Here is a 25,616-nt window from a genome sequence, read left to right as displayed (position 1 = left end):
GGGGTCTGCATCGGCGAGGCTCCGGGGAAGANTGTCGTCTATGGATCAATTTCCGGGGAAAAGCCCCGGTGAACAAAACCTGAGGATCAAAACATGAAAAAGAACCGAGTCAAAATCTGTATGGGAACAGCCTGCTACGTNATGGGGTCCACCCAGTTACTTCGCCTGGAAGAGGAGATCGGCCCCGATCTCTGCGACCTCGTGGAAGTGGAAGGGGTACGGTGTCTCGGGTACTGCGAGGATTCTTCCCGGGGACGCGCCCCCTTTGTAACGGTCGACGATGAATGTATAGCCGATGCAACGGTAGAGACNGTGCTGGAGGCTCTGCGCCGCCGGAGGGAGGCAGACGACGAGGGAGGGGCCTCATGAAAAGCAGCAACAATGCCGACCGTCTGCGCAAGGAGGTGCTGATCCGTACGGCCAGGGCGCTCCTGGAAAACGATGATCGTGCCGAGCTGGACCGAATCCCCCTGGACATGCGTCCCCGCGGGACCAAGAGTCCCAGCCGGTGCTGTCTCTATCGGGATCGAGCTGTGATCCGGTACCGCTGTATGGCAGCGCTGGGCTTTTCCGTGGAGAAGGAGACCGATGAACTCAGGTCNCTGGGAGACTACGGCGATGAGGCGTTCACCCGCAGCAGGCCCGAGGGNGAGGTTCTGACGCTGATCGACGAAGCCTGTAGCGCCTGTATTCAGACACGATATACCGCCACCGACGTCTGCCGTGGCTGTGTTGCCCAGAGTTGCATCCACGCCTGCCCCAAGGGGGCCATAGAGATGCGGGGTGGTCGGGCCTGGATCAACCCGGAGAGCTGTATCAACTGCGGGCTCTGCATGAAGGCCTGCGCCTATTCGGCGATCATCAAGGTTCCGATTCCCTGCGAGGAGGCCTGTCCCACCGACGCGATCACCAAGGACCCCGACACGGGGCGCGAAAAGATCGATCACGCCAGGTGTATCAGCTGCGGGAAATGTCTTCGGGCTTGTCCCTTCGGCGCTATCGCCGAACGTTCGCAGATGGTGGATGTGATTCGCCACCTGAAGGAAGGGAGCCCGCTGATTCTCCTGACGGCCCCCTCCGTGGCAGGCCAGTTTCCCGGAACAGCGGNGCAGTTCCAGGCAGCTGTGGAGCGTCTCGGCTTCTCCGGTCTTCGGGAGGTTGCCCACGGTGCCGACGAGACGGCGCGGCACGAGGCAGAGGAGCTCCTGGATCGCCTTNACCAGGGTGCGCCCTTTATGACGACCTCCTGCTGCCCCGCCTACGTGGAGGCTGTGGAAAAAGTCCTGCCCGAAATGAAGCCCTTTGTGTCGCACACCCCGACGCCGTTGCAGTATACAGCGCGTGCAGCAAAAGCAGAGAGCCCCGGGAGCATCACCGTCTTTGCAGGACCCTGTATCGCCAAACGGGTGGAGGGAATGCGGGAAGAATCGGTGGATTATGTGATCACCTTCGAGGAGCTGGGAGCTCTCCTGATTGCTGCGGGAATCGATGTTCTGGAATGCCCCGAGGGGGCTTCCTCCGATGAGCTGCTGCCCAGTGCCCGGGGACGGGGGTTTGCTGTGAGCGGTGGCGTAACGGCGGCTGTGGAAGCCTGCGCTGGCGATGGCCTGAATCCGGTTTCGATCGATGGTCTTGACCGCGCTGCCGTGAAACAGCTCCGTTCCTTCGCGTGCAAGGGGTCCTGCCCCGGCAATTTTGTGGAGGTCATGGTATGCGAGGGCGGGTGTGTGGCCGGCCCCGGTGCGGTTGTGGCGCCGCGAATCTCGGAGCGNGCACTGAAAAAGCAGGTGGCCGCTTCCGGCTGACCCGGGTTCCCTCCGTCCCGGGGTCTTCCGGAGTATCGCGGTGGACAAACTCGCGGGGACGGGGTAGAAGAGGGAATGCACTGGTCACTTGCACACATGATTCTGGACCTGGCCCAGAATAGTATCGAGGCCGGATCGTCGCTGGTGGAGCTTTCTGTGGCTGCCCGGGGGAGTATCTGGCACGTGGAGATTCGGGATAACGGGTGCGGCATGGACGATGCCCAGAAGGCGTCTGCCCTGGACCCCTTCTACACCGAACCGGGAAAGCACCCGGGCCGGCGGGTGGGGCTGGGCCTGCCCTTTCTCTTGCAGACGGTCGAGCAAGCCGACGGCGGGTATTCCCTGCACTCCGAGAAGGGGCGAGGAACCCGCTTGTCCTTTTTTCTGGATTCTGCCCACGTGGACTCACCCCCTCTGGGGGATCTGGCCGAACTTTTCGTAGATCTTATGTGTTATCAGGGCGACTACGAGCTGATCATCCAGCGTTCCTGCGCACCCGCAGCATCTGCCGAGGGGGAGGGGCAGGGGGACCAGGAGATCAGGTCCTACGAGCTTTCCCGATCCGAGCTGGAAGAAACGCTGGGGGAGATCGCCCTGGTGGAGAACCGCCTCCTGGCGAGGGANCTCCTTCTGGACTGGGAAGCCTCTCTCCGGGAGGTCTAGCCCCTGGTGACGGCAGAAAAGCCCGGTAGTTCTTCCCGATTGACCTTGCAGGGCGGGTGAAATATATTGCAGGGTATCGTGGCGAAGGTGAGAAAGAGCAGGCAGCGCGACAGAATACGGGAACTCCTGGAGAAAGAGCGCATTCACGTTACGGCGAGCTGGGTCTACGACCAGCTTCGCGAGGAGTTTCCTACNCTCAGTCTGGGCAACGTCTACCGGAACCTCAACATTCTGGTTCGCCAGGGCGAGGTGAACCGCCTCCCCTTCGGGAGCACCTTCGATGTCTACGAAGCAGCCCGCAAACCCCACTATCACTTTGTGTGCGAGCGGTGCGGGGCCATAGAAGACGTGGCCGTGCCGGGATCGCTCCAGGATCAGCTCGATTCCCTCGTGGACGACGCCAGCGGACACCGCCTGCACCGTACCACNGTAGAGTTCCACGGTATCTGCCGGGCCTGCCGGAAGAAAGCAACGCCCTCTCCCGACGGCCAGTAACAGACGNCCAGTAACAGGCCCCGCTCTTCTCCAGTCCTTCTAGATCACGGTCCCTGCGGGAATCACGCCGTTCTTGGGCACGATAATGATCCCGTCACGAACAAAATACCGCTCGTAGTCTCCCTCGGGGGGAATCCCGTCCCAGCCGATGGAGCAACCTTCCCCAATTCGGGCGTTCTTGTCGATGATCGCCTGCCTGATGCGCGTCCCCCGGCCGATTCCGATGGGGGGAACATGNNTTCCNTCTTCCAGAGGTTCCGGTCCTGGCTCTTCGTAGTAGTCGGCACCCATGCAGACNACACCTTCCAGGGTGCACCCCTCGCCGATGATCGTCCGTATGCCGATAACCGAGCGGGCGATGGAACTCTCGGTGATGATACACCCGTCGGCGGCCAGGGTNTGNGAGATNGTGCAGGAGTTAAGCTTGCTGGGCGGCAGGTCCCTGCGACGGGTGTAGATAGGCATATNCTCGTCGTAGAGGTTAAAGGCGGGGTAGATGTCGGCCAGATCGAGGCTTGTTTTGTAGAAGCTCTCGATAGTTCCGATATCTTCCCAGAAGCCGTTGAAGAAATAGGCGTTCACATGGCGGCTGCCGATCATGTTGGGCAGGATTTCCTTTCCAAAGTCGGCCTCATCGCTGTCCAGGACCGCTTCCATCGTCTCGGCATTGAAGATATAGATACCCATGGAGGCCAGATAATCCTTGCCCTCCTCGTAGTTGGGCAGGCGCGCTGCCAGGGTTTTGGGGATCTTCAGCGCCGTGATGTCCTTTTCCAGGGGGGGCTTCTCGGTGAANTTCTTGATCCGTTTTTTGGTGTCCACCGTGAGAATTCCAAAGCCCGTGGCGTCCTTGCGGTTCACGGGCAGAACGGCCACGCTTGCCTCGGCGCCACTCTGGATATGTTCGTCGAAAAAACCCCGCAGATCCATNCGGTAGAGCTGGTCCCCCGAGAGGATCATGTAATGGGTGGGTTTCTGGGTGCGGAAATGGACGAGGTTTTTCCGCACCGCGTCGGCTGTCCCCTCGTACCAGCCGGTGTGGGTAAAGGTCTGCTCCGCTGCCAGGACCTCCACAAAGCCGTTGGTGAAGGAATCAAAAATATAGGTGTTCCCGATATGCAGGTGCAATGACGCTGTATTGAACTGCGTGAGCACGTAGATCTTCTTGAAGTTTGCCGCGATGCTGTTGGAGAGGGGGATGTCCACCAGACGATACTTGGCTCCGAAGGGAACGGCAGGTTTCGCCCTGTCTGCCGTGAGAGGATAAAGTCGTGTTCCCTTGCCGCCGCCCATTACAATTGTCAGTACGTCATGCATGATTTGATTGTAGGGGCACTAGTGAACGGGGTCAAGGAAAGGTGATACAATTCTGNCTGTCATGATGAGTGGATTAATTGAAGGTTTGGAAANTGACACTTCCTTTNTGCGTTTTGTCTCCCACTGGGAGCGGCTNCCTGCAACGGAGGGGGTTACCGTTCCTCTTCCGGTGTCGCTGGATCCCCGCCTGAAGGCTGCGCTCCTGAANCGGGGGATCGGGGAGCTCTACTCGCACCAGGCAGAGGCCTGGTCTCACGTGCAGGCCGGGAAGAATGTGGTTGTGGTGACTCCCACGGCGTCGGGAAAGACCCTGACCTACAATTTGCCCGTTCTCGATACTCTTCTGACAGACTCCTCGGCCCGGGCCCTCTACCTGTTTCCTACCAAGGCGCTGAGCCAGGACCAGCAGGCAGAGCTCGATGAGACGATCCAGGGTGGGGGACTTCCCCTGGCGGCCATGACCTACGACGGNGATACCCCCCGATCCCTCCGGAGTTCCCTGCGCAGTCGGGGACGGATCGTGATCACAAACCCCGATATGCTCCACGCCGGTGTGCTTCCCAACCATACNAGGTGGGTGCAGTTCTTCCAGAATCTGCGGTACATCGTTATCGACGAGCTCCACATCTACCGGGGGATTTTTGGCTCCCACGTGGCGAACGTTATCCGCCGCCTCAAGCGGGTGGCCCGTTTNTACGGAGCCGATCCGCAGTTCATTCTCTGTTCGGCCACCATAGGGAATCCCCGGGAGCTTGCCCGGGCGCTGATCGGAGAGCCCCTGGAACTGGTCGATACAAACGGAGCGCCCCGGGGAGAGAAGCATCTTGTGCTCTACAACCCACCCCTGGTGGATTCCCTTCAGGGGATTCGCCAGGGTGTGGTCCAGGCATCGACGGGACTGGCTCTGCGGTTTCTCAGGAAGGGAGTGAAGACGATCGTCTTTACCAGGTCCAGGCAGAATACGGAGCTTGTGGCTGATTACATCCGGCGGGGGCTTGCAAATTTCTTCACCCGTAACGGAGGGGTCAGAATCGAGTCCTATCGGGGCGGGTATCTGCCCTCGGAACGGCGGGAGATCGAGCGGGGGCTCCGGGATGGATCTATCCAGGGGGTGGTCTCCACCAACGCCCTGGAGCTGGGTATCGATATCGGCGGGCTGGATGTATCCATCCTGGGAGGGTTTCCCGGGACGGTGGCTGCGGCGTTACAGCAGGCGGGGCGCGCTGGGCGGCGTCAGGAACCTTCCCTGGCGGTGCTGGTGGCGAGCGCGGCTCCCGTGGATCAATACGTGGTGGAGCATCCCGATTATTTTTTCGGGCGCTCCCCCGAATCGGCCTGGGTCAACCCCGATAACCCCTACGTTCTTATGGATCAACTCAAGTGCGCGGCCTTCGAGCTGCCTCTGGATCCCGGAGAGCAGCTGGTCCAGTCGGCGGGGGACTTTGTGGTTCTCCTGGAGGAGTCCGGTGTTATTCGCTGGACCGGAGGCGCCTGGCACTGGTCCGATCAGAGCTATCCCGCCGAGGGGGTCAGTCTCCGGAGCGCTTCCAGCGATAACGTGGTGATCATCGATACGACGGGTGGCCAGAACCAGGTGATCGGTGAGATGGACCGGCCTTCGGCCAAGGAGTTGCTCTTCGACAGGGCCGTCTATTTTCACCGGGGGACCCAGTACCTGGTGCAGCGGCTGGATGTGGAGAACCGCACGTGTCTGGTCGAGCAGCACCAGGCAGAATACTTTACCGACGCCCTGGTCAAGGTGGATCTCAAGGTGCTCTCCCGCGATGAGGCGTGTGCCGGGACCGGAGGAACGGTGCTTCTGGGGGATGTGCTGGTACGGAGCGTGGCATCGAAGTTCAAGAAAATTCGCCTGGGAACTCACGAGAACGTGGGCTACGGCGATATTTTTCTGCCCGAGGAGCAGATGCATACCCGGGCCGTGCTGATTCCCCTTCTTCCGGGGCATCCCCTGGAGGGACTTCTGGAGGAGTTCCCCCCCGAGGCGCGGGCCGCCCTGCTTCTGCGTCTGGCCAGGATGATTCGGGCGGTGGCGCCGGTCTTTCTTATGGCTTCGCTTCAGGATATGGGGGTTCACGCTACCCCGAGGGATCCCCATTTTGGCGTGGCGGCGATCTTCTTCTACGACCGCTATCCCGGGGGAAGCGGTCTGGCCCAGGGGATAGCCGACGGGTTCCCCCGTCTTCTTTCGGCTGCCCTGGAGCGCGTCTCGGCCTGCGGGTGCTCTTCGGGGTGTCCCTCCTGTGTAGGCCCCCTGGATCCCCAGGAGGGGTGGGAGGGGAATCCCCGCCAGGCCGTGAAGGTCCTGCTGGAGCGGTGGCTTTGTGGCTGATCTCTACGAACGGCTCCGGCGCATCCGGGAACAGCAACGGCGGGGGGCCGGGTCATCGGGGGGCTCTGCTGTAGCCAGGTCAGCTTCCGCCGGGGTCCCTCGGGTCGTTCCCCCGGGGCCGGAGTGGCAGGAGCGGTCGCCCGGAGTCTATTACCGTTCGCTTTCGGAGGCTCTCCCCCGGAGGTACGCGCACCAGATTTCCCCTGGCGGGGTATGGGGCGGTCTCTCCCCGGTTTTCCGGGCAGGAGAGACCTGTCTTCCCCTGTTTCTGGATGTGGAGACCAGCGGGCTCTCGGGAGGTTCCGGGAGCGTTGCCTTTCTTGTGGGGGTGGGCCGGTTCGAGGGGGGGGATCCAGGAGGCAGTGCTCCCCGGCTGCGGGTGGAGCAACTGTTTCTGGCCGACCTGGGAGCCGAAGGAGGCTATGTCGGGGAGCTTCACCGCCTTCTGGGAGAGAGTCCCTGCTACGTCACCTATAACGGAGCTTCCTTCGATATCCCTGTGCTTCGTACCAGGGCGATCATGACCAGAAGGGTTCTGCCCGAGGACCGTCATCTGGACCTTCTCCCGGTCACGCGGCGTCTGTTCTCCCCCGTGATCGGTTCCTGCCGTCTCTCTCTGGTGGAGGAGGCCGTGCTCGGTCTGCGCCGTCACGAGGATATTCCCGGGAGTCAGGTCCCCGAGCGCTATCAGGAGTATCTCCGCAGGGGCGACCCCCGGGTAATTTCATCCGTTCTGGCGCACCACGTCTACGACATCCTGCATCTGGCTTTCCTGGCCCTGCACCTGAACGAGGTTCTCTCCCTCTCCCCGCCGCCACCCGGGGCCGGGGAGGGGCCTGCGGGGCCGGTTTCGGGTCCCGACGAGGCAGCCCGGCTCCGCCTGCTCTGGGAGCGGGGGAGTTCTGCCGACCGTGATCTGGTAGCAGAACGGGTTCAGGATCTTCTGGCCTCTCCCGATGGTCGGTGCAGCAGCTTGGGGCAGGGGCTGGCTGATCTGCAGATCCTGATCGCCCGAAGCCGCCAGGACTGGTCAGCGCTGGAGTCCGCCCTGTGGCTGCTCTACCGGCAGCGTGGGAGCAGGGGTGATGCCGTGGCCCTGGCCAAGTTTCTGGAACACCGCCAGGGGCGATTCTGCCAGGCTCTGCAGGTGGTGATCACAGCGGCGGAGCTCCGGGGCTGGGATCCCGATCTGGAACACCGGGCGGCCCGGCTGCGCCGGAAGATCGAGCGGTTCGGGGAGCAGAAGACCTGAAGCCGGGGCCGGGATCATTCCCGACTGGTTCCGGCGGAGCTGGCGCTGCCGGTCTCGCCGGTGATGGCGCCGTAGAGGCTCTGGTAGTCCCGGGCTGAGCGGCTCCACCCGAAGTCCCGGGCCATGGCGGTGTCGCGCATCTCTTCCAGACGGAGCGGGGCCTCCCGGTAGAGGCGGCACGCCTCCTGGAGGGCAGAAACGATTCCTCCCGGCGAGTAGTGACGGATCAGCAGGCCCGTATGGCAATCTACCGTATCGGCCAGCCCTCCCGTGGGGGTCACCACGGGAATGGTGCCGTAGCGCAGGGCGTAGAGCTGGTTCAGGCCGCAGGGTTCGTAGGTGCTGGGCATGAGAAAGAAATCGCTTCCGGCGGTAATCCGGTGTGCCAGGGCCTCGCTGTATCCCACGAGAGCCGAGAAGTTGGGAAGCTCTCCGGTCATGCGCAGAATCTCCTCCTGGCACCAGACCTCGCCCGTCCCAATGAGGATCACCTGAACAGGCAGTTCCCGGCAGATCCGCCGGAGCGCGGGCTCTTCTCCCCCCCCGCTTCCAAAGAGCGCGCCGATCCCCTTTTGCTCCGTCAGGCGTGTAACCATTCCCACCAGGGGGACCCCCGGTTCCGGGGGCAATCCGAACTCTATCTGAAGCGCCTCCTTGCAGAGCGCCTTACCCCGGCGGTCCTTCCGGCTGTAACGGGCAGGCAGGGCTGTGTCCGTTTCGGGGTTCCATTCGTCCTGGTCTATACCGTTCAGAATACCCGTGAGCTTGTTCCCCTGGCGGGCCGCCTCCTGGTGGAGTCCGAAGCCGAAAGGCGGCGTTTGGATCTCCCGGGCATAGCGGGGGCTCACGGCAACCAGGGTATCGGCGGCGATCAGGGCCCCCCTGACGAGGTTGATCTCTCCGTTGTGGCAGAGACCTGCCCGGTCCAGTTCTTCCCGGGAAAGTCCCGTCTCGTGAGCCCGCTCCAGGGGCGCCCACCCCTGGTATCCGAAGTTGTGGATTGAAAAGACCGTTCGGGCCCTGCCCAGGGGGGTATTCTGGTAGAAGAGCCGGTGAAAGATGGGGACCAGGGCGGTGGGCCAGTCGTGGGTATGGATGACCGCCGGTTCAAGATCGAGGGCCAGAGCCAGTTCCAGCGCCCCCCGGGAGAGGAGGGCAAAGCGCAGAAGGTTGTCTTCGTAGGCCTCGGCGGGCGAGGGACCGTAAATTCCCGGGCGCCCGAGCAGGTCCCGGTGGTCCAGCGCGTAGAGGTCCAGTCCCTCCTGCCTGCGGTAAAAGCACCCCGTGAGGATCTCCTGATCCCCCAGGGGGACCTTCAGGGATATCTCCCGTTTCTCCCAGGTTTTGGAATCTATCGACCCGTAGCGGGGGAGCACCAGGGATACCCGGTTTCCCCGGGACGCCAGGGTTTTTGCCAGGGACGCCACGGCGTCTGCCAGGCCCCCCGATTTTGCCAGAGGATGAACTTCGCTGGTTACAAAAAGAATATGCACGGTCAGCGATAATAACTGATTCGATAGGGAGATACAAACGAAAAATTCAGACCCCGATAGAGTCTTCGGGCCGGGATATTGTNCTTTTTTACAAAAAGCGATGCCCTCCGGCCCTCCCGGGCCAGATCGGCCAGCAGGTGGGTCATCAGGAGGCGGGCGATTCCGCGTCCGCGCCAGGAGGGAACGGTATAGACACCGCCGATCTGGTCGGTCTTCATCCCCCGGGCGTTGGTGGCGACCCGGCCGATAATCTCTCCCCGGAAGACCGCGACCAGAACCTTCTGGCACCGCAGGCTGTCGATCAGGGAGGCCTTGCTGTGCTCCGGCGCGGGGCGGGTCCCCGGAAGCAGGACCTCCTCTATCTCGTAGGCGATCTGGAGCTGAAGGAGATCGCGCCACTGGTCGGGCCGGGGAGTGCGGATCTCCAGATCCCGGGGTGGGGCGATGCGGCCGGGGTAATCCCGGCAGGCGAGGGCCAGAAGATCGTAGTTCACCGATATCCGGGGAGGTGTTCCCAGAAGCGTTGCCAGAATTTCCACCTGGGGTTCGCTCCCCATCACCGTGCGGGGGCGCAGGAAGGCACCAAAACTCCGTCTGAGGGATGCCATGACAAGGGGCGTGCCGGGGGTATCCCCCGGAAAGAGGGGGGCAAAGAACCCTCCCGGGCCCTGGTAGACCGCGCCCGAGTCTTCCCGGAAATGAACGCGCCCTCCGCCGTGGAGACGGCGGTCCAGGGGGAAGTTGAGGAGGCGATCGCTCAGAACGGTAGCGAGGGGCTCGTGGTGCGCCAGATACGATGTCAGTGGAGGCGAGCCGGGGGAGGCGATGATCTTCCAGAGGGCGCGGGCTCCGCCGCTTCTCATGGCCGGTGGCTCCTTCAGGGGTAGTTCAGCAGGAGCGGCAGCGATCCCCGGGGCTCATAGTGACCCTGGATAACGCTGAAGCCCGCTTCGAAGCTTTCTCTGGCCCAGCCGTAGACGGCGATGGCGTTCTCCACCCAGGGGAGCGCTCCCAGGTAAATCGGCGTGAGTACGCTGTAGACGATGACCTTGGCGTTTTGGGGTCGGGCCGACTGGAGTATTTCCAGCGTGTTGGGGTCGCTCAGAAGGAAGATCACCGTATCGTAGCGGTCCATCGCAGCGGCCCAGCGGTGCCGGTCCTCGGCCAAAGATGTGTAGAAATTGCTGCCCTGAAACCGAAGCTCGTCGGCTCCCGGAAAGAACTCCCGGCCCACGGCGAAAAAGGTGGCACCCCGGCCCGCCAGGAGTACTCGCTCTCCCTGCTGGTGGGGATGGGGCAGGTCGGTATCGCGGATCATGGTGATGCTCCGTCCGGCCTGGTCCAGAAAGAAGGTCCGGGCTTCGGGAATCCGGACAAACTCTTGCACGATAGAGGCATCGGGAAAGAGGGGGACACGCCACTCGGGAATCAGGTAGGCGATCTTGACGCGCAGGGTTCGGCGAACCGATTCGTCCACGCGGCGGCGAAACTCGGGTTCCTCCCGATACGCTTCCAGGAGGGTTCGCCAGATCAGGCCGTCGAAGGCGGGAGTTCTGGAGAGCATCACGCTGTCGTTCCCCGCAAGAATGGCCTGCTTGATCAGTTCTGCAAAGGTCCAGCCCTGACGCTCGGCGTAGACCAGGGCCCCGCCCATATACATGTCGTCGGTAATAACAATCCCCTCGAAGCCCAGGGTTTCCCGCAAGAGGGTAATGTTGAAATAGCGCGAGAGGCTCGCCGGGGTCTCTGCACCGGATATCTCGGGGAAACTCAGGTGCCCGCCCAGAATCGCGGGAATTCCCTCGCGAATGAGCATCCTGAAGGGGAGAAGATCCCGGTCCCAGAGGGTCTCGAAGGAATCCTTGAGGACCGGCAGGACGCCGTGACTGTCGCCCGTGGCGTTCCCGTGGCCCGGAAAGTGTTTTGCCGTGGCGATCACGCCGCTCTGTTCGTGTCCCCGGAAGAAGGCAAGGCCCAGCAACCCCGTTTGGGATGCGTCGTTGGAGAAGGCCCGGGGGCCGATCACGTGGGCTTCGGGGTTGATATAGACATCCACCGTGGGGGCAAAGTTCATGTTGACCCCCAGGGCACGCAGCTCCTGCCCAATGTAGCGGGAGCTCATCATGGCGTCGTAGGGCAGCCCCGATGCGCCGATGGCCATGTTGCCCGGGGTGATCAGGGTCTCACCCCTGATGTGCCGGACCCAGCCCCCCTCCTGATCGGTAGCGGTGAAGAGGGGGATTCCGTTGCTGGTGGCTATGCTCTTGCGCTGCATCGCCGTGAGGGTGTTGGTCAGGGTGACCAGGTTCTCGGCGTTCCAGCCGAAAATCTTGACGCCTCCGAGGTTGCGTTCGGTGATCCACCGGAGGAACTCCTCGTTTGGTTCCTCGCCGCTCCAGGTGAGCATAAGGATCTGGGCCACCCGCTCCTCGTCGGACATGGAGGCCAGCAGGTGCTCCACGTGGTGTTCGATCGCTTCGGACGAGGCGGGCCAGCGCAGCCCCTGGAGTTCCCCGGGGGGCAGATCCCAGAAGCGACCCCCCGTTACGGCGGGGGATTCCTGATCCCGGGGCTCGATATTTCGTGCGGTATAGTGCCTGCTCTGGGCAGGGAGCGAGACAAGGAGGACCAGGGCCGCAACGAGGGCAGGAATTGCCAGGGGAATCCGGTGCATGGTCAGAAAAGATAGCAGATTCGCTCTCTCCGGGCTATCCCCCCGGGGGCGTGTTCAGCGCCCTGCAGATCAGAGCCCCGCAGGTCAGAGCCCCTGAAAGAGCAGCCACCGGCTCAGGAGAAGTTCAGCCTGAAGGATCCCCGCGGCCTGGAGCCCCGCTGTCGCGAACAGTATCAGGGCCAGCCCTGCCGAAACCAGCGCGAACCGGCCTGGCACCCTTCGCCTCGGCGCAGGATCATCCTCCCGGCGGCGGGCCCGCATAGAGGCTGCCACCAGGGGAAGAAGGCAGAGAAGCGCCAGCAGAAGCAGCCCCAGCGAGAAAATCCGCTGTGCCTCCTGGGGAGTTTCGAGTCCCCACTGGTGCAGACGGAATCCCGCCGAAAGAATGGTCGCGTTGATCTGCTGAAACTGCCCGCGACCGATAAGTATACCCAGAACAACCAGAAGAAAGCCGCTGGTCCGGCGAATCTTCCCCAGGTGGGGGCTCATTCCGCGAGCCCTCGTGACCAGACGGGAGAACATCATCCCCCCGGCGATAAAGGGAAGGCCCAGCCCCAGCGAGTACGCTCCCAGAAGGAGGGCCGCCCTGGCGGGATCGCCGCCGGACCCGGCAAGAAAGAGAATGGACCCCAGGAGGGGGCCGATGCAGGGTGTCCACCCCGCGCCGAAGGCGGCCCCCGCCAGAAGAGATCCCCCCGCTGACGCGGGTTTTGCCGGAGGTTGCCGCAGCCTCCGGGGAAGAAGCCGCTCCAGAAAGAGGGGGAGGCTGAAGATCAGGGTGACGCCGAAGAAGACCAGCACCGCCCCCGCCACCAGGTTGATCCAGGGCAAGGCCGTGGCAAAGATGATGGTGGGCCCCGAGAAGAGTATCCCCAATGAGACAAAGACCGCAGAAAATCCCAGGACAAAGGCGATGGTTCTGGTCAGGATCAGGGAGGTCGCCGTCGCTCCCCGGGAAAGGTCGGAGAAACTCGACCCGCTGATGAAGCTCAGGTAACTCGGAACCAGAGGGAAGACGCAGGGCGAGAGAAAGGAGACAAAGCCCGCTGCCAGGGCCGTTGCCGTGGCGGCTGCCAGGGAGAGGTCACCGACCATGGGCCTCTTCCAGGGCCAGAACTTCGCGGAAGGTCTCCATTACCCGGGGCGACGACCAGTCAAAAGCGCCCTGGGCCACGGCGAGGACCGTTCCCTCCGAAGAGATCAGATAGGAAGTGGGGATGCTCCGGATTCCGTAGGTAGCGGAGATCCTGCCCGAGGAATCCATCACCACGGGGAAGGTTGTCCCCGTCTCGCTCACGTAGCGACGTACCCGGAGGGGAGTTTCCTGCATATTAACCGAGAGAATCCTTACTCCTTCGCCCCGGAATTCCCGGTGCAACCGCTCCAGGGCCGGTTTCTCGATCCGGCATGGAGGGCACCAGGTGGCCCAGAAATTGAGAATTACCAGATTCGGCCGGTGCTCGCTCAGGGTTGTCTCTCCGCCCGAGAGAAGGGGCGCCGTGAAATCGGTCGCCTCGATTCGTCGCGCCGGACTGGTGAGTCCCAGGGCAGAGAGCAGTTCCCGTTGTTCTGTCCGGACCCCGGGGGGGACCTGGGCACCTGCGGCGAGGGAGATGAAGAGGAGAAGGAAAAGAACCAGAGCCGCTGTGGGGTGGCCCGGGAGGATCTTTTGAAATGTCATGGTTTTTCTATATGCAGTTGTCATGATGCTACAATGTACCGGCCCCGAGAGCGGAGATCAAGAGGGCCAGGCCGTTATAGGCGGCGTGGCCCAGGGCAAGATGGTGTATTCCCGGCCGGATAATCCAGATGCCTCCCAGGAAGAGGCCGCTGATCCAGGCAAAGAGCATGGCCCCGGGGCCCTGCCACTGGTGAACCAGGGCGAAGAGTGTCGCCGAGATCACCAGGGCCTGCGCTGGCTGGAGACCGGTCTGGGCGAGCCGGATCATCAGGTAGGCCCGGAAGAAGAGTTCTTCGGCATAGGCTATGGCCACAAGGGATCCCGCCATCAGAGCGAGGGTGCCCACCCGGGCAGGGCCGGTTCCCGGGACTCCTGCCATGTGCGTCGCGGGGAGGGCCCCGGGACGAAGGCTCTCGGGAAGAGGATACCCCCCCGATCCCGGCAGAAGGTTTACGGCGGTGGCCAGTGCCACAGCCAGTGAGAGCAGGACCAGGGCGATTCCCCCGGCCATCAGGAGGGTCTTTCCGCGCCGGGCCGTTCCGGCGGGGGTCAGGAGGCTCGCCTCGCCCTGAACATCCAGAAGATGCACCACCAGAACGGCAAAGACCGCCTGAGCCAGGGCCCGCGTGAGGAGTCCCCCCGGGAGTATCAGGGGCGTGATTCCCCCTCCCTGTCCGGGGAGAAAGGCGAGGGTCCAGAGGAGAAGGACTTCGCGAAATCGTTGCGAGGGAGTCATGAGAGTCATGGGAGGGCCATTTTCTCTCTTCACCGGGAAGCTGTCTACACCTCTCGTAGCACCTGGCATAGCAACCTGCCCGGCAGGAGTGGTCGCAGGGCTGTGGCGTGCACCGGAGATGATCCGGGGACGCCTTGAAGTTTGCTTCCCCCTGCCACTACTATAACTGAATGGTAGTGCCCGATGGCAGCGCCGGGGCGGTCGTTCCCCGTCGTGCCGGTCCCAGGTGGCCGGAACCGATCGCATCGTCCCGGGAGAGATACTGACGTGGAGCTTCTCATATCGGCTTTGGCACTGGGGCTTGCGACGGTCCTGCTCTATCTCGCCTTCCGTACCAGCGGGCCCGGTGCGTCGTGGTTGCGGTTTTACGTGCGGGGGAAGGAATCGGGCTTCTCCCTGGCCGAGGTGCACCTGCTCCGCAGGGTCGCCCGCGAGCGGGGTCTCTCCAACCCCGAGGCGCTCTTCTGGAGCGTTCGGACCCTCGAGACCTGCCTCCAGGGTGTTCTCCAGCAGTATCACGCAGCGGCCCCCTCCCGGGAGGAGGAGCGGCGTCGGTTTCTGAACAAACTCTTTGATTTCCGCGCCCAGCTGGAGTTTCGTCAACCCAGGTATCGCCTGGGCATATCTTCTACCCGAAGGATCGAACCCGGTCAGCCCCTGAAGATCACCGTGGCCGGCCGGGGGGTCATCGCCGCCCGGGTCTCCGAGACGGCCCGGCGCTATCTGGCGGTGCGCCTTTCCGGGGAGGGGGGCGCNGTGCCCGCGGGGTTTTCCTGGAAAAACCAGCGACTGGGCATATATTTCTGGCGCCGGGGCGATGCAGGGTACTATTTCGAGACCACCGTCGTGGCCGTTCCTCCCAACCANAAGGTTCCGGTTCTTCATCTTGCCCACGAGGACAATCTTGAACGAAGCCAGAAACGCGGATCGGTCCGGCGCGAGGTTGATCTGCCGGGNCAGGTCTATCCGCTGAGAGACCTGGCGCTGGGGAACGAGCTGGAAGAGAGCTCCCGGGGATATCGCTGCCGGGTTCTGGACATCTCCGGTGATGGGGCCGCCCTGGCGCTGCGGGGGCGGGTAAAGGCGGGGTTTGCCATGAAACTCCAGGTTGAAGCCGAGGGAGGGGTGCTCATCCTCTGTGGTATCGTCCGCTCTGCAAATTACCACAGCGGGAAGCACATTACCATCCTCCACCTCCAGGCACAGCCACCCTCGGCCGACATGAGGATACAGATCCTCTCCTGTGTGTATCGTCTCGGGGAGGACCGGTTCCGGGATGACCCCTCGGAGGGGGACTCTTCCGGGGCACCGCCCGACAGCGTATCCTCTGTCAGCGCATCATCCGCCGGATAGGGGCCTCATCTGTTGGACAGGGACCTCATCCGCCGAAGAGGGGAACTTTCCGGGGCTGGGGAAAATCTTCGTTGCAACCACCGGTGCTTTCAACTACTATAACGGTATGATCACGTCCGTAAAAACTGCCGGCCTTATGGCCGTGCTGGTCCTTTGTGCAGGAGTACTCCAGGCCCAGACGGAGCGGCTCGAAGTGTTCCAGCGGAACTTTGCNGCTGCCAACGTTCAGACAAAAATCGAGGTTCTCCGCGCAGCCGAGCGGGAAGACGCCCAGGCCTTTGGTCCGCTCTACGAGCAGGCCCTGCGGTATGTTCTCAGCAACTCCCGGGAGCTCTATTCCAGCCCGCTACTGCGCGATATCGCCCGAACCTCCATCGACCGTCTCGATGCGGGGCAGTATCGTCCCGCCCTGGGGGACCTCTGGAGGCTCTTTCAGGTTTTCGACGAGACCTCCACGCGCATCCGGGTTCTGGAGGTCATCTCCGGCATGGGGGCCGACGACGAGCGGGTCCTGGAAGGGCTCGTGGACTGGGTGCGGCGGCAGCATATCGTCTCCCAGGGAGGGGGGCGTCCCGATCTTCAGGTCCTCGCCGGGGCTGTCAGGGCCCTGGGAGACCTCCAGGCAGCCCAGGGCTTTGGCGTTCTGGTAGATACGGTGCTCCTGCAATATCCGGATTTTGTCACGACTCCGGCCCGGCAGGCTCTGGGGAACATAGACGGTGCCGTGGCTGATCTGGCCCTGGCAGCGGTACGGAACCGGCCCCTGGCGGAGCGCCGTCCCGCCTTCAGCTTTCTCCTGGAGAGCGGACTGCTCTCGGAGGAGGAGCGTCTGGAGCTGGCCCGGACGGTCCTGAGCGATGCCGAGGCTGCGGGAACGGGCGACATCCGCGCCCAGGAGGAGTATCGGCAGATCCGCTTTGCCGCCGCCGCTGTCCTGCGCGCCGGTGAGTACAGCCAGGCCACGCCCGAGGTCATTCGCCACTTCAACCAGACCGTGCTCGAGTTCGAGCGGGGCAGGATCAGCAGTGGCCCGCTCCTGGAGGCCATTGCAACCCTGGGGGCGATGGGGAACGACGAGGCGGCTCGCCGGCTTACCACCTATCTGGAGTTGGTCAATACCTACACCGAGACGGACCGGCCCTACGACACCCAGATTGTTCTTGCCGTTATCGGAAACCTCGAGGCTCTGGGAAACCCCCTGGCCTTCGATGCCATGTTTTACACGACCCTTCTTGAGAACTATCCCAGCCGCGTTCGGCAGCGAGCCAGAGAAGCACTACGCTCGGTTGCCCCCTAACGTTCCTGTGTGAGACATAACGGTTTTCTGCAGGGCTCCCCCTTTTCCAGGGGGGCCTCGGTTCTGACGGCGCCCGAGGTCTGGGCCTCGCTGGTCATCTTCGGGGGGCTCTCCCTGAAGGGCGGTTCTGCCCGGGGGGCGGGGCTGGTCTGCCTCGTCGGTGCGGTTCTGGTGGTGCCCTGGCTCATCGGGCGGGCCTTGTCCGCTCCCCGGTCCTCTGCGGAAGAGGGAAGGGCCTGTCCTCGGGGCCTTCCCCCGGCCCTGGTTCGTTCTGGAGCAGGGATCCTCCTGGGTATCCTCGCTGTCGCAGCCGCCGGAGCCAGATTCGCCCGTACCGAGGCCCCCCCGGTGACAGCTCTGGATGCGGACGGAGTCGTCCGGCTCTCGGGCTCCCTGGTGGATGATCTCCGTCCGGGTTCCACTCCCCTGCGGAGAGTCGAGGTGGACCTCCATCGGGTGGGGGACCACCGGGGTTGGGAGGGAGATGCCCGGGGCAGGGTGGTTATCTTCTGGCGGGGAAGCGAATATCTCTCCACGGGAACCAGGAGGGTTATCCCCCTCAGGGGAGATGGTCTGGATGTTTCGGGTCTGGAAGGTCTGGAGCGCCTCCAGGGGCAGGAGGGAAAGGTAGTCCTCTGGGTCTCGGAGGACCAGATCGCCCTGCGCCCCGGTGGAGGGGGCGTGGCGGTTCGCCGAAGGCTCCGGCAGTGGATCCGGGGAAGGCTGGCGCGGCTCGACGCGCTGGGAGGGCCCCTGATTCTTGCCCTGCTCCTGGGGGATCGCGGTGCACTTTCGCAGGATCTCTCCCTGGCGGTGCGGTCAGCCGGGGCATCCCACGCCCTGGCCCTCAGCGGCATGCATGTAGGTGTGCTGGCTCTGATTCTCTACGCGGGGCCCGCCCGGTTTCTGCCGCACCCCGTCCGGGGACTGGCTGTCTTCCCCTTTCTCGCGGCATACGTCTGGGTAGCAGGATGGATCCCTTCCCTGGTGCGGGCTCTGGTTCTGATAGGGCTCATTTCCCTGGCGCGCCTCCGGGGGAGAAAAACCCCTCTGCCTGTTTTGCTGGCGCGAACGGTTTGTCTGGTGGCTCTGGTGGCCCCGGAGATTGTCCGGAACGTGGGATTTCAGTTGTCCCTCCTGGCTCTTGCGGGAATTCTTGCAGTCTCCCCTCCCGTGGTGGATCTTCTGGCCCGTTGCATGCCCCGGTGGTGCGCCCGGTACGCCGGGGTTTCCCTGGCAGCGATGATCGCCACAGCTCCCATCTCCTGGTTCTCCTTCGGCACAATCTACCCGGCGGGGATCATCTGCGCGGGCCTGCTCTCTTCTGTGGTGGTTCTCATCATGTGGTGCGGGCTTTCCTTCCTGGTGGTGGCAACGCTGCCGGGTCTGGGATCGCTGCTGGTGGTGCTGATTTCCTGGCTCTCCCGTCTCTTGCTTTGGCTGGCGGGGCTGGGAGGCATGATCCCCCAGGTTGTCCGTCGGGGCGACTCCTTTCTGCCGTCCGGGGGAGTTTCCGGAGAGATCCTCATCCCGGGGGCTATAATCGCGGGCGTAACCGGGTGTATCATGGGATATCTCTGTCTCCGCAGGAACCAGTTCCGGGGGAGCCAGCTTCAAAAAGAGAGTATCCATGAACCACAACTCGATTTCTGAAATACGTGATCTTCTGGACCGCCACGAGATCGGTCTGAAAAAACGCTTTGGCCAGAACTTCCTCATCGATTCGGCGACGCGTCACCGTATCGGTTCGCTTATCGCCCAGGTCCTCCCCCGACCGCTTCCCGGCAGTGGGGAGATCTGGGAAATAGGGCCCGGTCTGGGGGCGCTCACCGATGAACTGCGGGCGCTGGAGCTGCCACTCCGGCTCTTCGAGATAGATCGGGGAGTGATTCGGGTGCTTCGGGAACGTTACGGCGAGGACCTGCCGATCGAGGGGGGGGACTTTCTGGATACCTTTCGGGGGCTTCCCGCTCCGGGAGCGATTGTGGGAAACCTGCCCTACCACAGCGCCGGGGCCATGGTCCCCCGAATCGTCGAATCCGGGCTGGCCGTACCCGTTATGGTCTTTCTTCTCCAGTCCGAGATGGTGGACCGGCTCGTTTCCCCCCCGGGGTGCAAAACCTACAGCGCGCTCTCCGTTCTGGTTCAGAGTCACTACCAGGTGGAGCGGGCTTTCCTGGTACCTGCCGGTGTCTTCTACCCCCGGCCCCAGGTCGGGTCGGCCGTGGCTGTCCTGCGGGAGCTGCCCCACCGCCCCTCGCGGGAGGTGACGGAGCAGATATCCCTTCTGACCAGGGAAGCCTTCGGGCAACGGCGCAAGACACTGAGAAACACCTGGAAGGCCTGGCTCCCCGCTCTGGAGGAATGCGGGATCGACCCCGGGCTCAGACCCGAGGAACTGCAGCCGGAGACGTTTCGCCTTCTGGCAGAACACCTCCGGGGTGTCCCCGGGGCCGGCCAGCCCCGGGCTGTCAGGGATGGTCGCTAGACGATGCCGTAGCGCGTCAGAAGCGCGTCGATCGCGCGCTGGTTCTCCTCGCTCAAGGGAACCATGGGCAAACGGTAGCTGTTCTCGCAGAATCCTGCGCGGTGCATCATGTATTTGATGGGTACCGGGTTGGTGTCAAGAAAGAGAGCCCGGAAAAAGGGAAGCAACCGGTAGTGGTCGTCCCGGGCGTGGGCCCACTCACCCTGCAGGGTCTGGTCCACCAGCTTGACCATCCGCGAAGGAATCAGATTGCTCGCTACCGAGACAACGCCCTGGCCGCCCAGGGAGGTCAGGACAAAAGCGAGGTTGTCGTCCCCCGAGAGAACAGAAAAATCCTCGGGTAGCCGGGCGATCACATCCATCATCTGGGAGATGCTTCCGCTCGCCTCCTTGAGCGCCACGATGTTGGGATGGGCTGCCATCCGCACCAGCGTGTCGGTCTCGATGTTCTTTCCCGTGCGTCCGGGAATGTTGTAGACCATGATAGGCAGATCCACCGTATCGGCGATGGTGGTGAAGTGCCGGTAGAACCCCTCCTGGGAGGGCTTGTTATAGTAGGGTGCCACCTGAAGGGTCGCCGTTGCACCGATCTTCTTCGCCTCGCGGGTCATATCGATCGCCTCGGCCGTGGAGTTCGAACCGGTTCCGGCGATTACCGGAACCCTTCCCCGGGCCTCGTCGATCACGATGCTGATAACGCGAATATTCTCCTGGTGCGTCACGGTGGGGCTCTCTCCGGTTGTGCCAACCGGGACGAGGCCCGCCACACCGGCGTCGATCTGGGCATTCACGATCCGCCGCAGGGCCGGTTCGTCGATCGCGCCGTCGGTGGTAAAGGGGGTAATCAGTGCTGTGTAGACTCCCTTGAACATAGAAAACTCCTTGTATTACTGGTCTTGGAACAGATCGTCAAAAAACACGTCCACGGGAACAACCTCCCGGCGCGAGCAAATCCACTCCGCAGCCTGGACAGCCCCCAGGGCAAAGCCCTGACGCGTGCGTGCCCGATGGGTCAGTTCCACCGTATCTGCCAGAGAGTCAAGATAAACCGTATGGGTGCCGGGGATAAACCCGACACGGCCAGAGATTACGTGGAGTTCCTCTTCTTCGATCCGGCGATGCAGCGTCTCGGGCTGCAGGCGGTTTTTGGAGGAACTTTCCTGCAGCAGCCCCTCGGCGATGGTCAGGGCCGTCCCGCTGGGGCTGTCCTGCTTCTGCCGGTGGTGGAGCTCCATCACGGCGCTGTCGTAGGCGCCGGTCCTTTCCGCCAGGCGGGCGGCGTAGCGGGAGATCCTGAAGAAAAGATTGGCTCCCACGGAGAAGTTGGACCCGTAGACCAGCCCCGTGCCGGCCTCCCGGGCAGGCCGGAGCACGGCCTCCCGGTCCTGATCCCAGCCTGTGGTGCCGATCACGGCGTGCCAGCCCCGGTGGGCATAGAACGCCACGTTCTCCCCGATCTGCGGGGGCAGGGCAAACTCGATCACCGTCACGGGATCTGTGGCGGTGCTGGCCGGTTCCGGGGGAGGAACCTCTTCCAGGGAGCGAGCTGTTGCCCCCGGAGCAAGAGGATCGACCGTGGCTACGATCTGGTGCCCCCGGTCCCGGGCTATTGCCTCGATCTCCCGTCCCATTCGACCGTAGCCGACGATCACTATTCTCACGGGAACCTCCGGGCGCCTAGAGGGCTTCCTGGCAGAGGGTCACTGCCGAGGTGGTGACGATATCCTCAACGGAACAACCCCTGGAGAGGTCGCTCACGGGTTTTGCAAAACCCTGGAGAAAGGGTCCGTAGGCATCGGCCTTGGCCAGGCGCTGCACCAGTTTGTACCCGATGTTTCCCGAGTTCAGGTCGGGGAAGACCAGGGTATTGGCGCAACCCGCCACGGGGGAACCGGGCGCTTTCTTCTCCCCCACCGAGGGGACCAGCGCTGCGTCGGCCTGGAGATCGCCGTCCACGGCCAGATCGGGTTCTTTCTCTTTCACCAGAGCCAGAGCCTGAGTCACCTTGTCCACTGCGGGGTGCTGGGCCGACCCTTTTGTGGAGAACGAGAGCATCGCCACCTGGGGGGTGGTGTTCAGAAAGGTCCGGCAACTCTGGGCTGCTGCCCGGGCAATCTCGGCCAGCTGTTCTGCCGTGGGGTCGGGAATGGTGGCGCAGTCGGAAAAGATCATGTGGCCCTCGACTCCCCAGGCGGGGTCGGGCACCCGCATGACAAAGCAGCTCGATGCGAAGGTCGTTCCCGGGGCGGTCTTGATGATCTGGAAGGCTGCCCGCAGGACATTTCCGGTGGAATTCTCCGCTCCGGCTACCATGGCGTAGGCATCACCCGTGCGGACCATCATGGCCGCCCAGTTCAGGGGTGCCTCGATCGCCTTCAGGGCTTCCTCGCGGGTCATACCCTTTTTCTTGCGGAGTTCCTCGAGCTCGGCGGCGTAGGCCTCCTTTTTGGGGGACCGCGTCGGATCCTCGATGGTGATTCCCGCCAGGTCGACCCCGGCATCGGCGGCAGCGGCGGTAATCGCNTGCTCTGCTCCTACGAGCGTCACTGCTCCGGCAAGCTTGTCGTCCAGAAGGATACGGGCCGCCTGAATTGTCCTGGGTTCAGTCCCTTCGGGCAGAACCAGGGCGCGCTGCAACTTCCGGGCCTGGGCTTTCATCGTTTCAACAAATTCCATGAATGGGCTCCTTGTGGTATGCGTCTCTGCTCACCCTGACCGGGCAGGCGATTCGGGGCCGTTTCCCTCGGTTTGTCCCGAGGAAACCCCCACGGCCAGCCCCCGGAGGAGGGGAGCTCTGGGCAAAAAATATCGATACAGGAAGGGTAGCACAGATCGCAGGAAAATGTAACTTGAGGAGAAGGGGCTTTTGCGGGCATACTCACCGCCGTGAACGAGGAAGATAAAGCGTGTATCGGAGCAACTCTCGCCCGGGAGGGGGAAGCCACCGGGGAGGCCGCCGGGGAACCGCCCCTGGCCGCAGTGATCGGACTCGGACGGTTCGGAACCTTCTGGGCGGGCATGATGGCCGAACACTATCGTGTGGTGGGGACCAGCCGTCGCCCGGTGGCCCCCCTGCCACCGGGAGTCCGGCAGGTTCCCCTGGAAGAGGCCCTGGCGGCTCCCGTCATTTTTCTGACCGTGGCGATCTCGGCGATGCCCGGGGTCCTGCGGAGCATAGCGCCCCTGCTCAAACCGGGGACGGTCGTGGTAGACACCTGCTCTGTCAAGGTTTATCCGGTCCGGCAGATGGAGGCCCTCCTGCCCGACTCGGTGGATATCATCGCCTCCCATCCCATGTTCGGTCCCGACTCCGCCCGGGAACGGCAGGACCCCCTGCCGGTTATTCTCTGGCCCGTCAGGGACCGCCAGGGACGGTACGGCGAACTGCGCAGTGTCTTCGAGGGATTGGGGTTGCGGGTGGTGGAGATGTCTCCCGAGGAGCACGATCAGGAAGCTGCCTTTACCCAGGGCGTGACCCACCTGGTGGGCCGGGTTCTGCGGGCCATGGATCTTCAGCCCAGTGATATCAGCACTCTGGGATATCGCAGGCTTCTCCAGGTGATGGAGCAGACCTGTAACGATCCCCTGGAGCTTTTTCGGGACCTGCAACGGTTCAACCCCTCCACCAGAGCGATGCGGGAGGCCTTCTCCCGGGCCTTTGGCCAGGTCGAGGAGCTGCTTGCCCCGGATGCCCGGCCTCCGCAGGGGCAGGACCAGGGGCACGACGGGGCATCGGAGCAGGAACGCCCCGGCCGCGACGGTGGAGAGCTGCCCCGGCAAGGAAGTTCTTGACGAGGGGAGTCCCCCCGCTGTAGCGTGAGACCATGGCAGAGTTACGGGTGCGCACCATCGACGAGTCCGAGCTGGAGACTGTTCTGGGCGAAGATCTTGATTTTGAGGGAACGATCGAGTTCTCCGAGCCCCTTCTGGTGAAGGGCCGTCTTTCCGGGGAAATTCGGGCAACCTCCGACCTCTTCGTGGCGGCCTCTGCGGAGGTCGCCGCCGATGTCCACGCTGAATGCGTCTCGCTTCGTGGGACCCTGCGGGGTGACGTAACCGCTGCAAAGCGGCTGGAACTTTTCTCCGGGGCCTCCCTGGAGGGGAACATCGCCACCCCCGATCTGGTCGTGCAGAGTGGGAGCGCCTTTACGGGGTCCTGCACCATGGCCAAGGGGGCCGGNGCAGGCTCCCCGGGGGGCAGCGCTCCCCGGAAGCAGGGCACCCCNGGGGAATCCCGNAACCAGTCAGGAGAAACCCCGTGATCCCGCGAACAAAGCGGGTGGGGGAAGGGCTGGTTTTTCCCCGGCCTGGTGTGGCGGTCTTCCTTCTGACGCTTCTGCTCGCCGGGGCAGCCCCCCTGGTCAGGGTAGCCTCCCAGGACCGGCCCGACGCACTGGTGCTGTACCGCCAGGGTCGTTACCGGCAGGCCGTGGAGATCACCCTTCAGGAGCTCGAGGAAAACGCCGCAAATCTGGATGCCTATACCGTCCTGGGGTGGAGCCTGCTGGCCCTGAACCGCTACGACGAGGCGCTGCAGTACGGTGAGCGGGGTCTTCGGGTGAGTCGTTTCGATAACCGGATCATTCATATTGTCGGGGACGCCCACTACAGAAAGGGTAACTACACTGCGGCTCTCCAGCACCTGCAGAATTACGTGGCCCTCGCCCCCGATGGTCGGCAACTTCCCCACGTNTACTATATGATGGGCGAGATCTTCCTGAACTTCGGGGAGTACAACCACGCCGACATAGCTCTCACCCAGGCCGTTCTGCTTGCTGGCGAACGCGCCCCCTGGTGGGCCCGGCTCGGCTACGCCCGCGAACAGGCCGGGGCCCGGGAGGCCGCTCGCGAGGCCTATCAGGCTGCACTGGAGCGGTCGCCGGCGCTCCCCGAGGCACTCCAGGGAATCAACCGTCTCCAGGAGGGGCAGGATCGCTCCTGACGGGAGGAGCGGGGTCCCGGGTCTGGTTTTTTTAGCCTCTCTTGCCGATACTTGAGGTATGGGTAGCGGGATGTTTTCTGCCAGATCCCCGGTTCGGGTTCTCTCCGGTCTCGTTTCCGGGCTTTTTCTCTGTGGATGGGGGGTGTTGCTCTCTGCGGGGCTGAGCTCGTGTGATACCGTTTTTGAGGGAAATCTCTTCGAGAACTTTGCGGGGCCCGAGTCGGCCTCGGCAATCCTGAAAAAATACAGCGACGGGGGGAGCATCCCCACCGCCCGGGCTCCGGGGTTCGTCTCTGCCCTGGACGATGCTGCCGGGAGCCCCCGGTTTTTTCGGGAGCTCTCCGCTTCCGACCGGGCGGGGCTCAACGAGGCCCTCGAGAGCGTTTACACCGCCGATGATAGCGATGTTCCCAAGGCCACACGGCAGAAAGCTGCGATTCTGGCGGGTCAGGTGAACCTGCGCGAGACCGCCGCCGGGGAAACAGTTAACAACGCCATCGATGTTCTCACCGACGGAGGAATAGAGACCTTCGAGGAGGACCCCGAGGCGTTGCTGGACCAGCTTCTGCCCTCGGGCGTTCGCGGTGACCAGGCAAAAATCGCTGCGGTTCTGAATGATCTGGTGAACGCCGCCGGGGCATACGAGGCCCTGGGTGCCACTCTGGAAGCATCCCCGGGTGATCTCGATCCGCAGATGCCCGCGGGAACCAACAAGGGAGCCGTGGCGCAGAACGCCCTGGTGGCCCTGGTGGTGAAGGACATCGCCAAGGCAAACGGGGCAGGCGACGCAGAAGCCGGTATCGCCGCGCTGGCTGCAGAGCTCGCAAAACCTCAGGGNACNCGAGATCCAATCGNTCTTCCCTACGATAACGGCGAGGAATTTGCCCCCGAGGGAAGCCCTCTGCGGAACATCTTCAACGCCGCCGGATTTGGAGGNGTTCTTGACGATGTCTGATTCGGGACGGGCAGTGCTTGCCCTGGTGTTCCTCGCCTTTCTGGGCGGGCTTCCGGGGGGGCTNGTGCCGGGGCACGCCTCAACGGTAAAACAGCCCGAGTTCAGGCCTCTCTCG

21 protein-coding genes are annotated in these 25,616 nt (G+C 63.3%); 11 read left to right on the top strand and 10 right to left on the bottom strand.

Going from position 1 to position 25,616, the window contains the following annotated elements; genetic code table 11:
* Positions 1-93: 93 nt before the first annotated feature.
* The 4 genes from B071_RS16515 (at position 94) to B071_RS0107480 (ending at position 2,963) form a co-directional block, all read left to right on the top strand.
* On the top strand, positions 94-369 hold the full coding sequence (locus tag B071_RS16515) for an NAD(P)H-dependent oxidoreductase subunit E (protein ID WP_018526487.1): 276 nt from the start codon (positions 94-96) through the stop codon (positions 367-369).
* Positions 285-1,805, top strand: coding sequence for a monomeric [FeFe] hydrogenase (locus B071_RS0107490; RefSeq protein WP_438829628.1), 1,521 nt, complete (start codon positions 285-287; stop codon positions 1,803-1,805). Before B071_RS16515 ends, B071_RS0107490 begins: the two co-directional genes overlap by 85 nt.
* A gap of 75 nt (positions 1,806-1,880) precedes the next feature.
* Positions 1,881-2,468 (top strand): ATP-binding protein, encoded by a 588-nt coding sequence (locus B071_RS16510; protein WP_083914620.1) that lies wholly within the window; start codon positions 1,881-1,883, stop codon positions 2,466-2,468.
* 78 nt (positions 2,469-2,546) lie between these two features.
* A complete protein-coding gene (locus tag B071_RS0107480) occupies positions 2,547-2,963 on the top strand; it encodes a Fur family transcriptional regulator (protein WP_026245075.1) in 417 nt (138 codons plus the stop codon).
* 39 nt (positions 2,964-3,002) lie between these two features.
* Here B071_RS0107480 and B071_RS0107475 read toward each other — a convergent pair whose 3' ends face one another.
* On the bottom strand, positions 3,003-4,280 hold the full coding sequence (locus B071_RS0107475; protein ID WP_026245074.1) for a glucose-1-phosphate adenylyltransferase: 1,278 nt from the start codon (positions 4,278-4,280) through the stop codon (positions 3,003-3,005).
* Positions 4,281-4,341: 61 nt separating this feature from the next.
* Between B071_RS0107475 and B071_RS0107470 the strand changes: the two genes are divergently transcribed.
* On the top strand, positions 4,342-6,630 hold the full coding sequence (locus tag B071_RS0107470) for a DEAD/DEAH box helicase (RefSeq protein WP_018526482.1): 2,289 nt from the start codon (positions 4,342-4,344) through the stop codon (positions 6,628-6,630).
* On the top strand, positions 6,623-7,882 hold the full coding sequence (locus tag B071_RS18395) for a ribonuclease H-like domain-containing protein (RefSeq protein ID WP_018526481.1): 1,260 nt from the start codon (positions 6,623-6,625) through the stop codon (positions 7,880-7,882). Before B071_RS0107470 ends, B071_RS18395 begins: the two co-directional genes overlap by 8 nt.
* Positions 7,883-7,896: 14 nt before the next feature.
* Here B071_RS18395 and B071_RS16500 read toward each other — a convergent pair whose 3' ends face one another.
* The 6 genes from B071_RS16500 to B071_RS19590 form a co-directional block, all read right to left on the bottom strand.
* Entirely contained in the window at positions 7,897-9,375 is a 1,479-nt protein-coding gene (locus tag B071_RS16500; RefSeq protein ID WP_018526480.1) for a glycogen synthase, read from the bottom strand.
* A 2-nt stretch (positions 9,376-9,377) separates the two neighbouring features.
* On the bottom strand, positions 9,378-9,932 hold the full coding sequence (locus B071_RS20475; RefSeq protein WP_438829632.1) for a GNAT family N-acetyltransferase: 555 nt from the start codon (positions 9,930-9,932) through the stop codon (positions 9,378-9,380).
* A gap of 320 nt (positions 9,933-10,252) precedes the next feature.
* Positions 10,253-12,049, bottom strand: a complete 1,797-nt coding sequence (locus B071_RS0107450) for a glycoside hydrolase family 3 protein (RefSeq protein ID WP_018526478.1) — start codon at positions 12,047-12,049, stop codon at positions 10,253-10,255.
* Positions 12,050-12,133: 84 nt separating this feature from the next.
* A complete protein-coding gene (locus B071_RS16490; RefSeq protein WP_018526477.1) occupies positions 12,134-13,144 on the bottom strand; it encodes a cytochrome c biogenesis CcdA family protein in 1,011 nt (336 codons plus the stop codon).
* Complete coding sequence (locus tag B071_RS0107440) at positions 13,134-13,730, bottom strand: TlpA disulfide reductase family protein (protein WP_018526476.1); 597 nt, start codon at positions 13,728-13,730, stop codon at positions 13,134-13,136. The genes B071_RS16490 and B071_RS0107440 overlap by 11 nt, the downstream gene beginning before the upstream one ends.
* Before the next feature lie 28 nt (positions 13,731-13,758).
* On the bottom strand, positions 13,759-14,499 hold the full coding sequence (locus tag B071_RS19590; RefSeq protein WP_157703077.1) for a CPBP family intramembrane glutamic endopeptidase: 741 nt from the start codon (positions 14,497-14,499) through the stop codon (positions 13,759-13,761).
* A gap of 2,626 nt (positions 14,500-17,125) precedes the next feature.
* Between B071_RS19590 and B071_RS0107420 the strand changes: the two genes are divergently transcribed.
* Both B071_RS0107420 and rsmA read left to right on the top strand, forming a co-directional pair.
* Positions 17,126-18,769: a ComEC/Rec2 family competence protein gene (locus B071_RS0107420; protein WP_018526472.1), complete on the top strand. Its 1,644-nt coding sequence runs from the start codon at positions 17,126-17,128 to the stop codon at positions 18,767-18,769.
* Positions 18,747-19,604, top strand: a complete 858-nt coding sequence (gene rsmA, locus B071_RS16480; RefSeq protein WP_018526471.1) for a 16S rRNA (adenine(1518)-N(6)/adenine(1519)-N(6))-dimethyltransferase RsmA — start codon at positions 18,747-18,749, stop codon at positions 19,602-19,604. The genes B071_RS0107420 and rsmA overlap by 23 nt, the downstream gene beginning before the upstream one ends.
* Here rsmA and dapA read toward each other — a convergent pair.
* From dapA to pta, 3 genes are read right to left on the bottom strand one after another with little or no spacing between them, the layout of a single operon-like run.
* Complete coding sequence (gene dapA / locus B071_RS0107410) at positions 19,601-20,476, bottom strand: 4-hydroxy-tetrahydrodipicolinate synthase (protein WP_018526470.1); 876 nt, start codon at positions 20,474-20,476, stop codon at positions 19,601-19,603. The two genes, rsmA and dapA, sit on opposite strands and share 4 nt — an antisense overlap.
* A gap of 15 nt (positions 20,477-20,491) precedes the next feature.
* On the bottom strand, positions 20,492-21,265 hold the full coding sequence (gene dapB / locus B071_RS0107405) for a 4-hydroxy-tetrahydrodipicolinate reductase (RefSeq protein ID WP_026245071.1): 774 nt from the start codon (positions 21,263-21,265) through the stop codon (positions 20,492-20,494).
* Between the two features lie 16 nt (positions 21,266-21,281).
* Positions 21,282-22,262 carry a phosphate acetyltransferase gene (gene pta / locus B071_RS0107400; protein WP_498365803.1) on the bottom strand — a complete coding sequence of 327 codons (981 nt, stop codon included), beginning with the start codon at positions 22,260-22,262 and terminating at the stop codon, positions 21,282-21,284.
* A gap of 228 nt (positions 22,263-22,490) precedes the next feature.
* Between pta and B071_RS16475 the strand changes: the two genes are divergently transcribed.
* From B071_RS16475 to B071_RS0107385, 3 genes are all read left to right on the top strand, one after another.
* Positions 22,491-23,396, top strand: a complete 906-nt coding sequence (locus tag B071_RS16475; protein WP_018526467.1) for a prephenate dehydrogenase/arogenate dehydrogenase family protein — start codon at positions 22,491-22,493, stop codon at positions 23,394-23,396.
* Between the two features lie 32 nt (positions 23,397-23,428).
* On the top strand, positions 23,429-23,866 hold the full coding sequence (locus tag B071_RS16470) for a bactofilin family protein (RefSeq protein WP_018526466.1): 438 nt from the start codon (positions 23,429-23,431) through the stop codon (positions 23,864-23,866).
* Positions 23,863-24,546 carry a tetratricopeptide repeat protein gene (locus tag B071_RS0107385; RefSeq protein ID WP_018526465.1) on the top strand — a complete coding sequence of 228 codons (684 nt, stop codon included), beginning with the start codon at positions 23,863-23,865 and terminating at the stop codon, positions 24,544-24,546. Before B071_RS16470 ends, B071_RS0107385 begins: the two co-directional genes overlap by 4 nt.
* Positions 24,547-25,616: the final 1,070 nt, after the last annotated feature.

Source organism: Alkalispirochaeta alkalica DSM 8900, from assembly GCF_000373545.1.
Classification (GTDB): domain Bacteria; phylum Spirochaetota; class Spirochaetia; order DSM-27196; family Alkalispirochaetaceae; genus Alkalispirochaeta; species Alkalispirochaeta alkalica.
This window is presented reverse-complemented; position numbering and strand designations above follow the sequence as displayed.

Bases quoted from the DNA above. Each gene is read 5' to 3' on its own strand.
- B071_RS0107450 (WP_018526478.1), bottom strand. From the start codon at position 12,049: ATGCACCGGATTCCCCTGGCAATTCCTGCCCTCGTTGCGGCCCTGGTC.
- B071_RS16490 (WP_018526477.1), bottom strand. From the start codon at position 13,144: ATGGTCGGTGACCTCTCCCTGGCAGCCGCCACGGCAACGGCCCTGGCA.
- B071_RS0107440 (WP_018526476.1), bottom strand. From the start codon at position 13,730: ATGACATTTCAAAAGATCCTCCCGGGCCACCCCACAGCGGCTCTGGTT.
- rsmA (WP_018526471.1), top strand. From the start codon at position 18,747: ATGAACCACAACTCGATTTCTGAAATACGTGATCTTCTGGACCGCCAC.
- dapA (WP_018526470.1), bottom strand. From the start codon at position 20,476: ATGTTCAAGGGAGTCTACACAGCACTGATTACCCCCTTTACCACCGAC.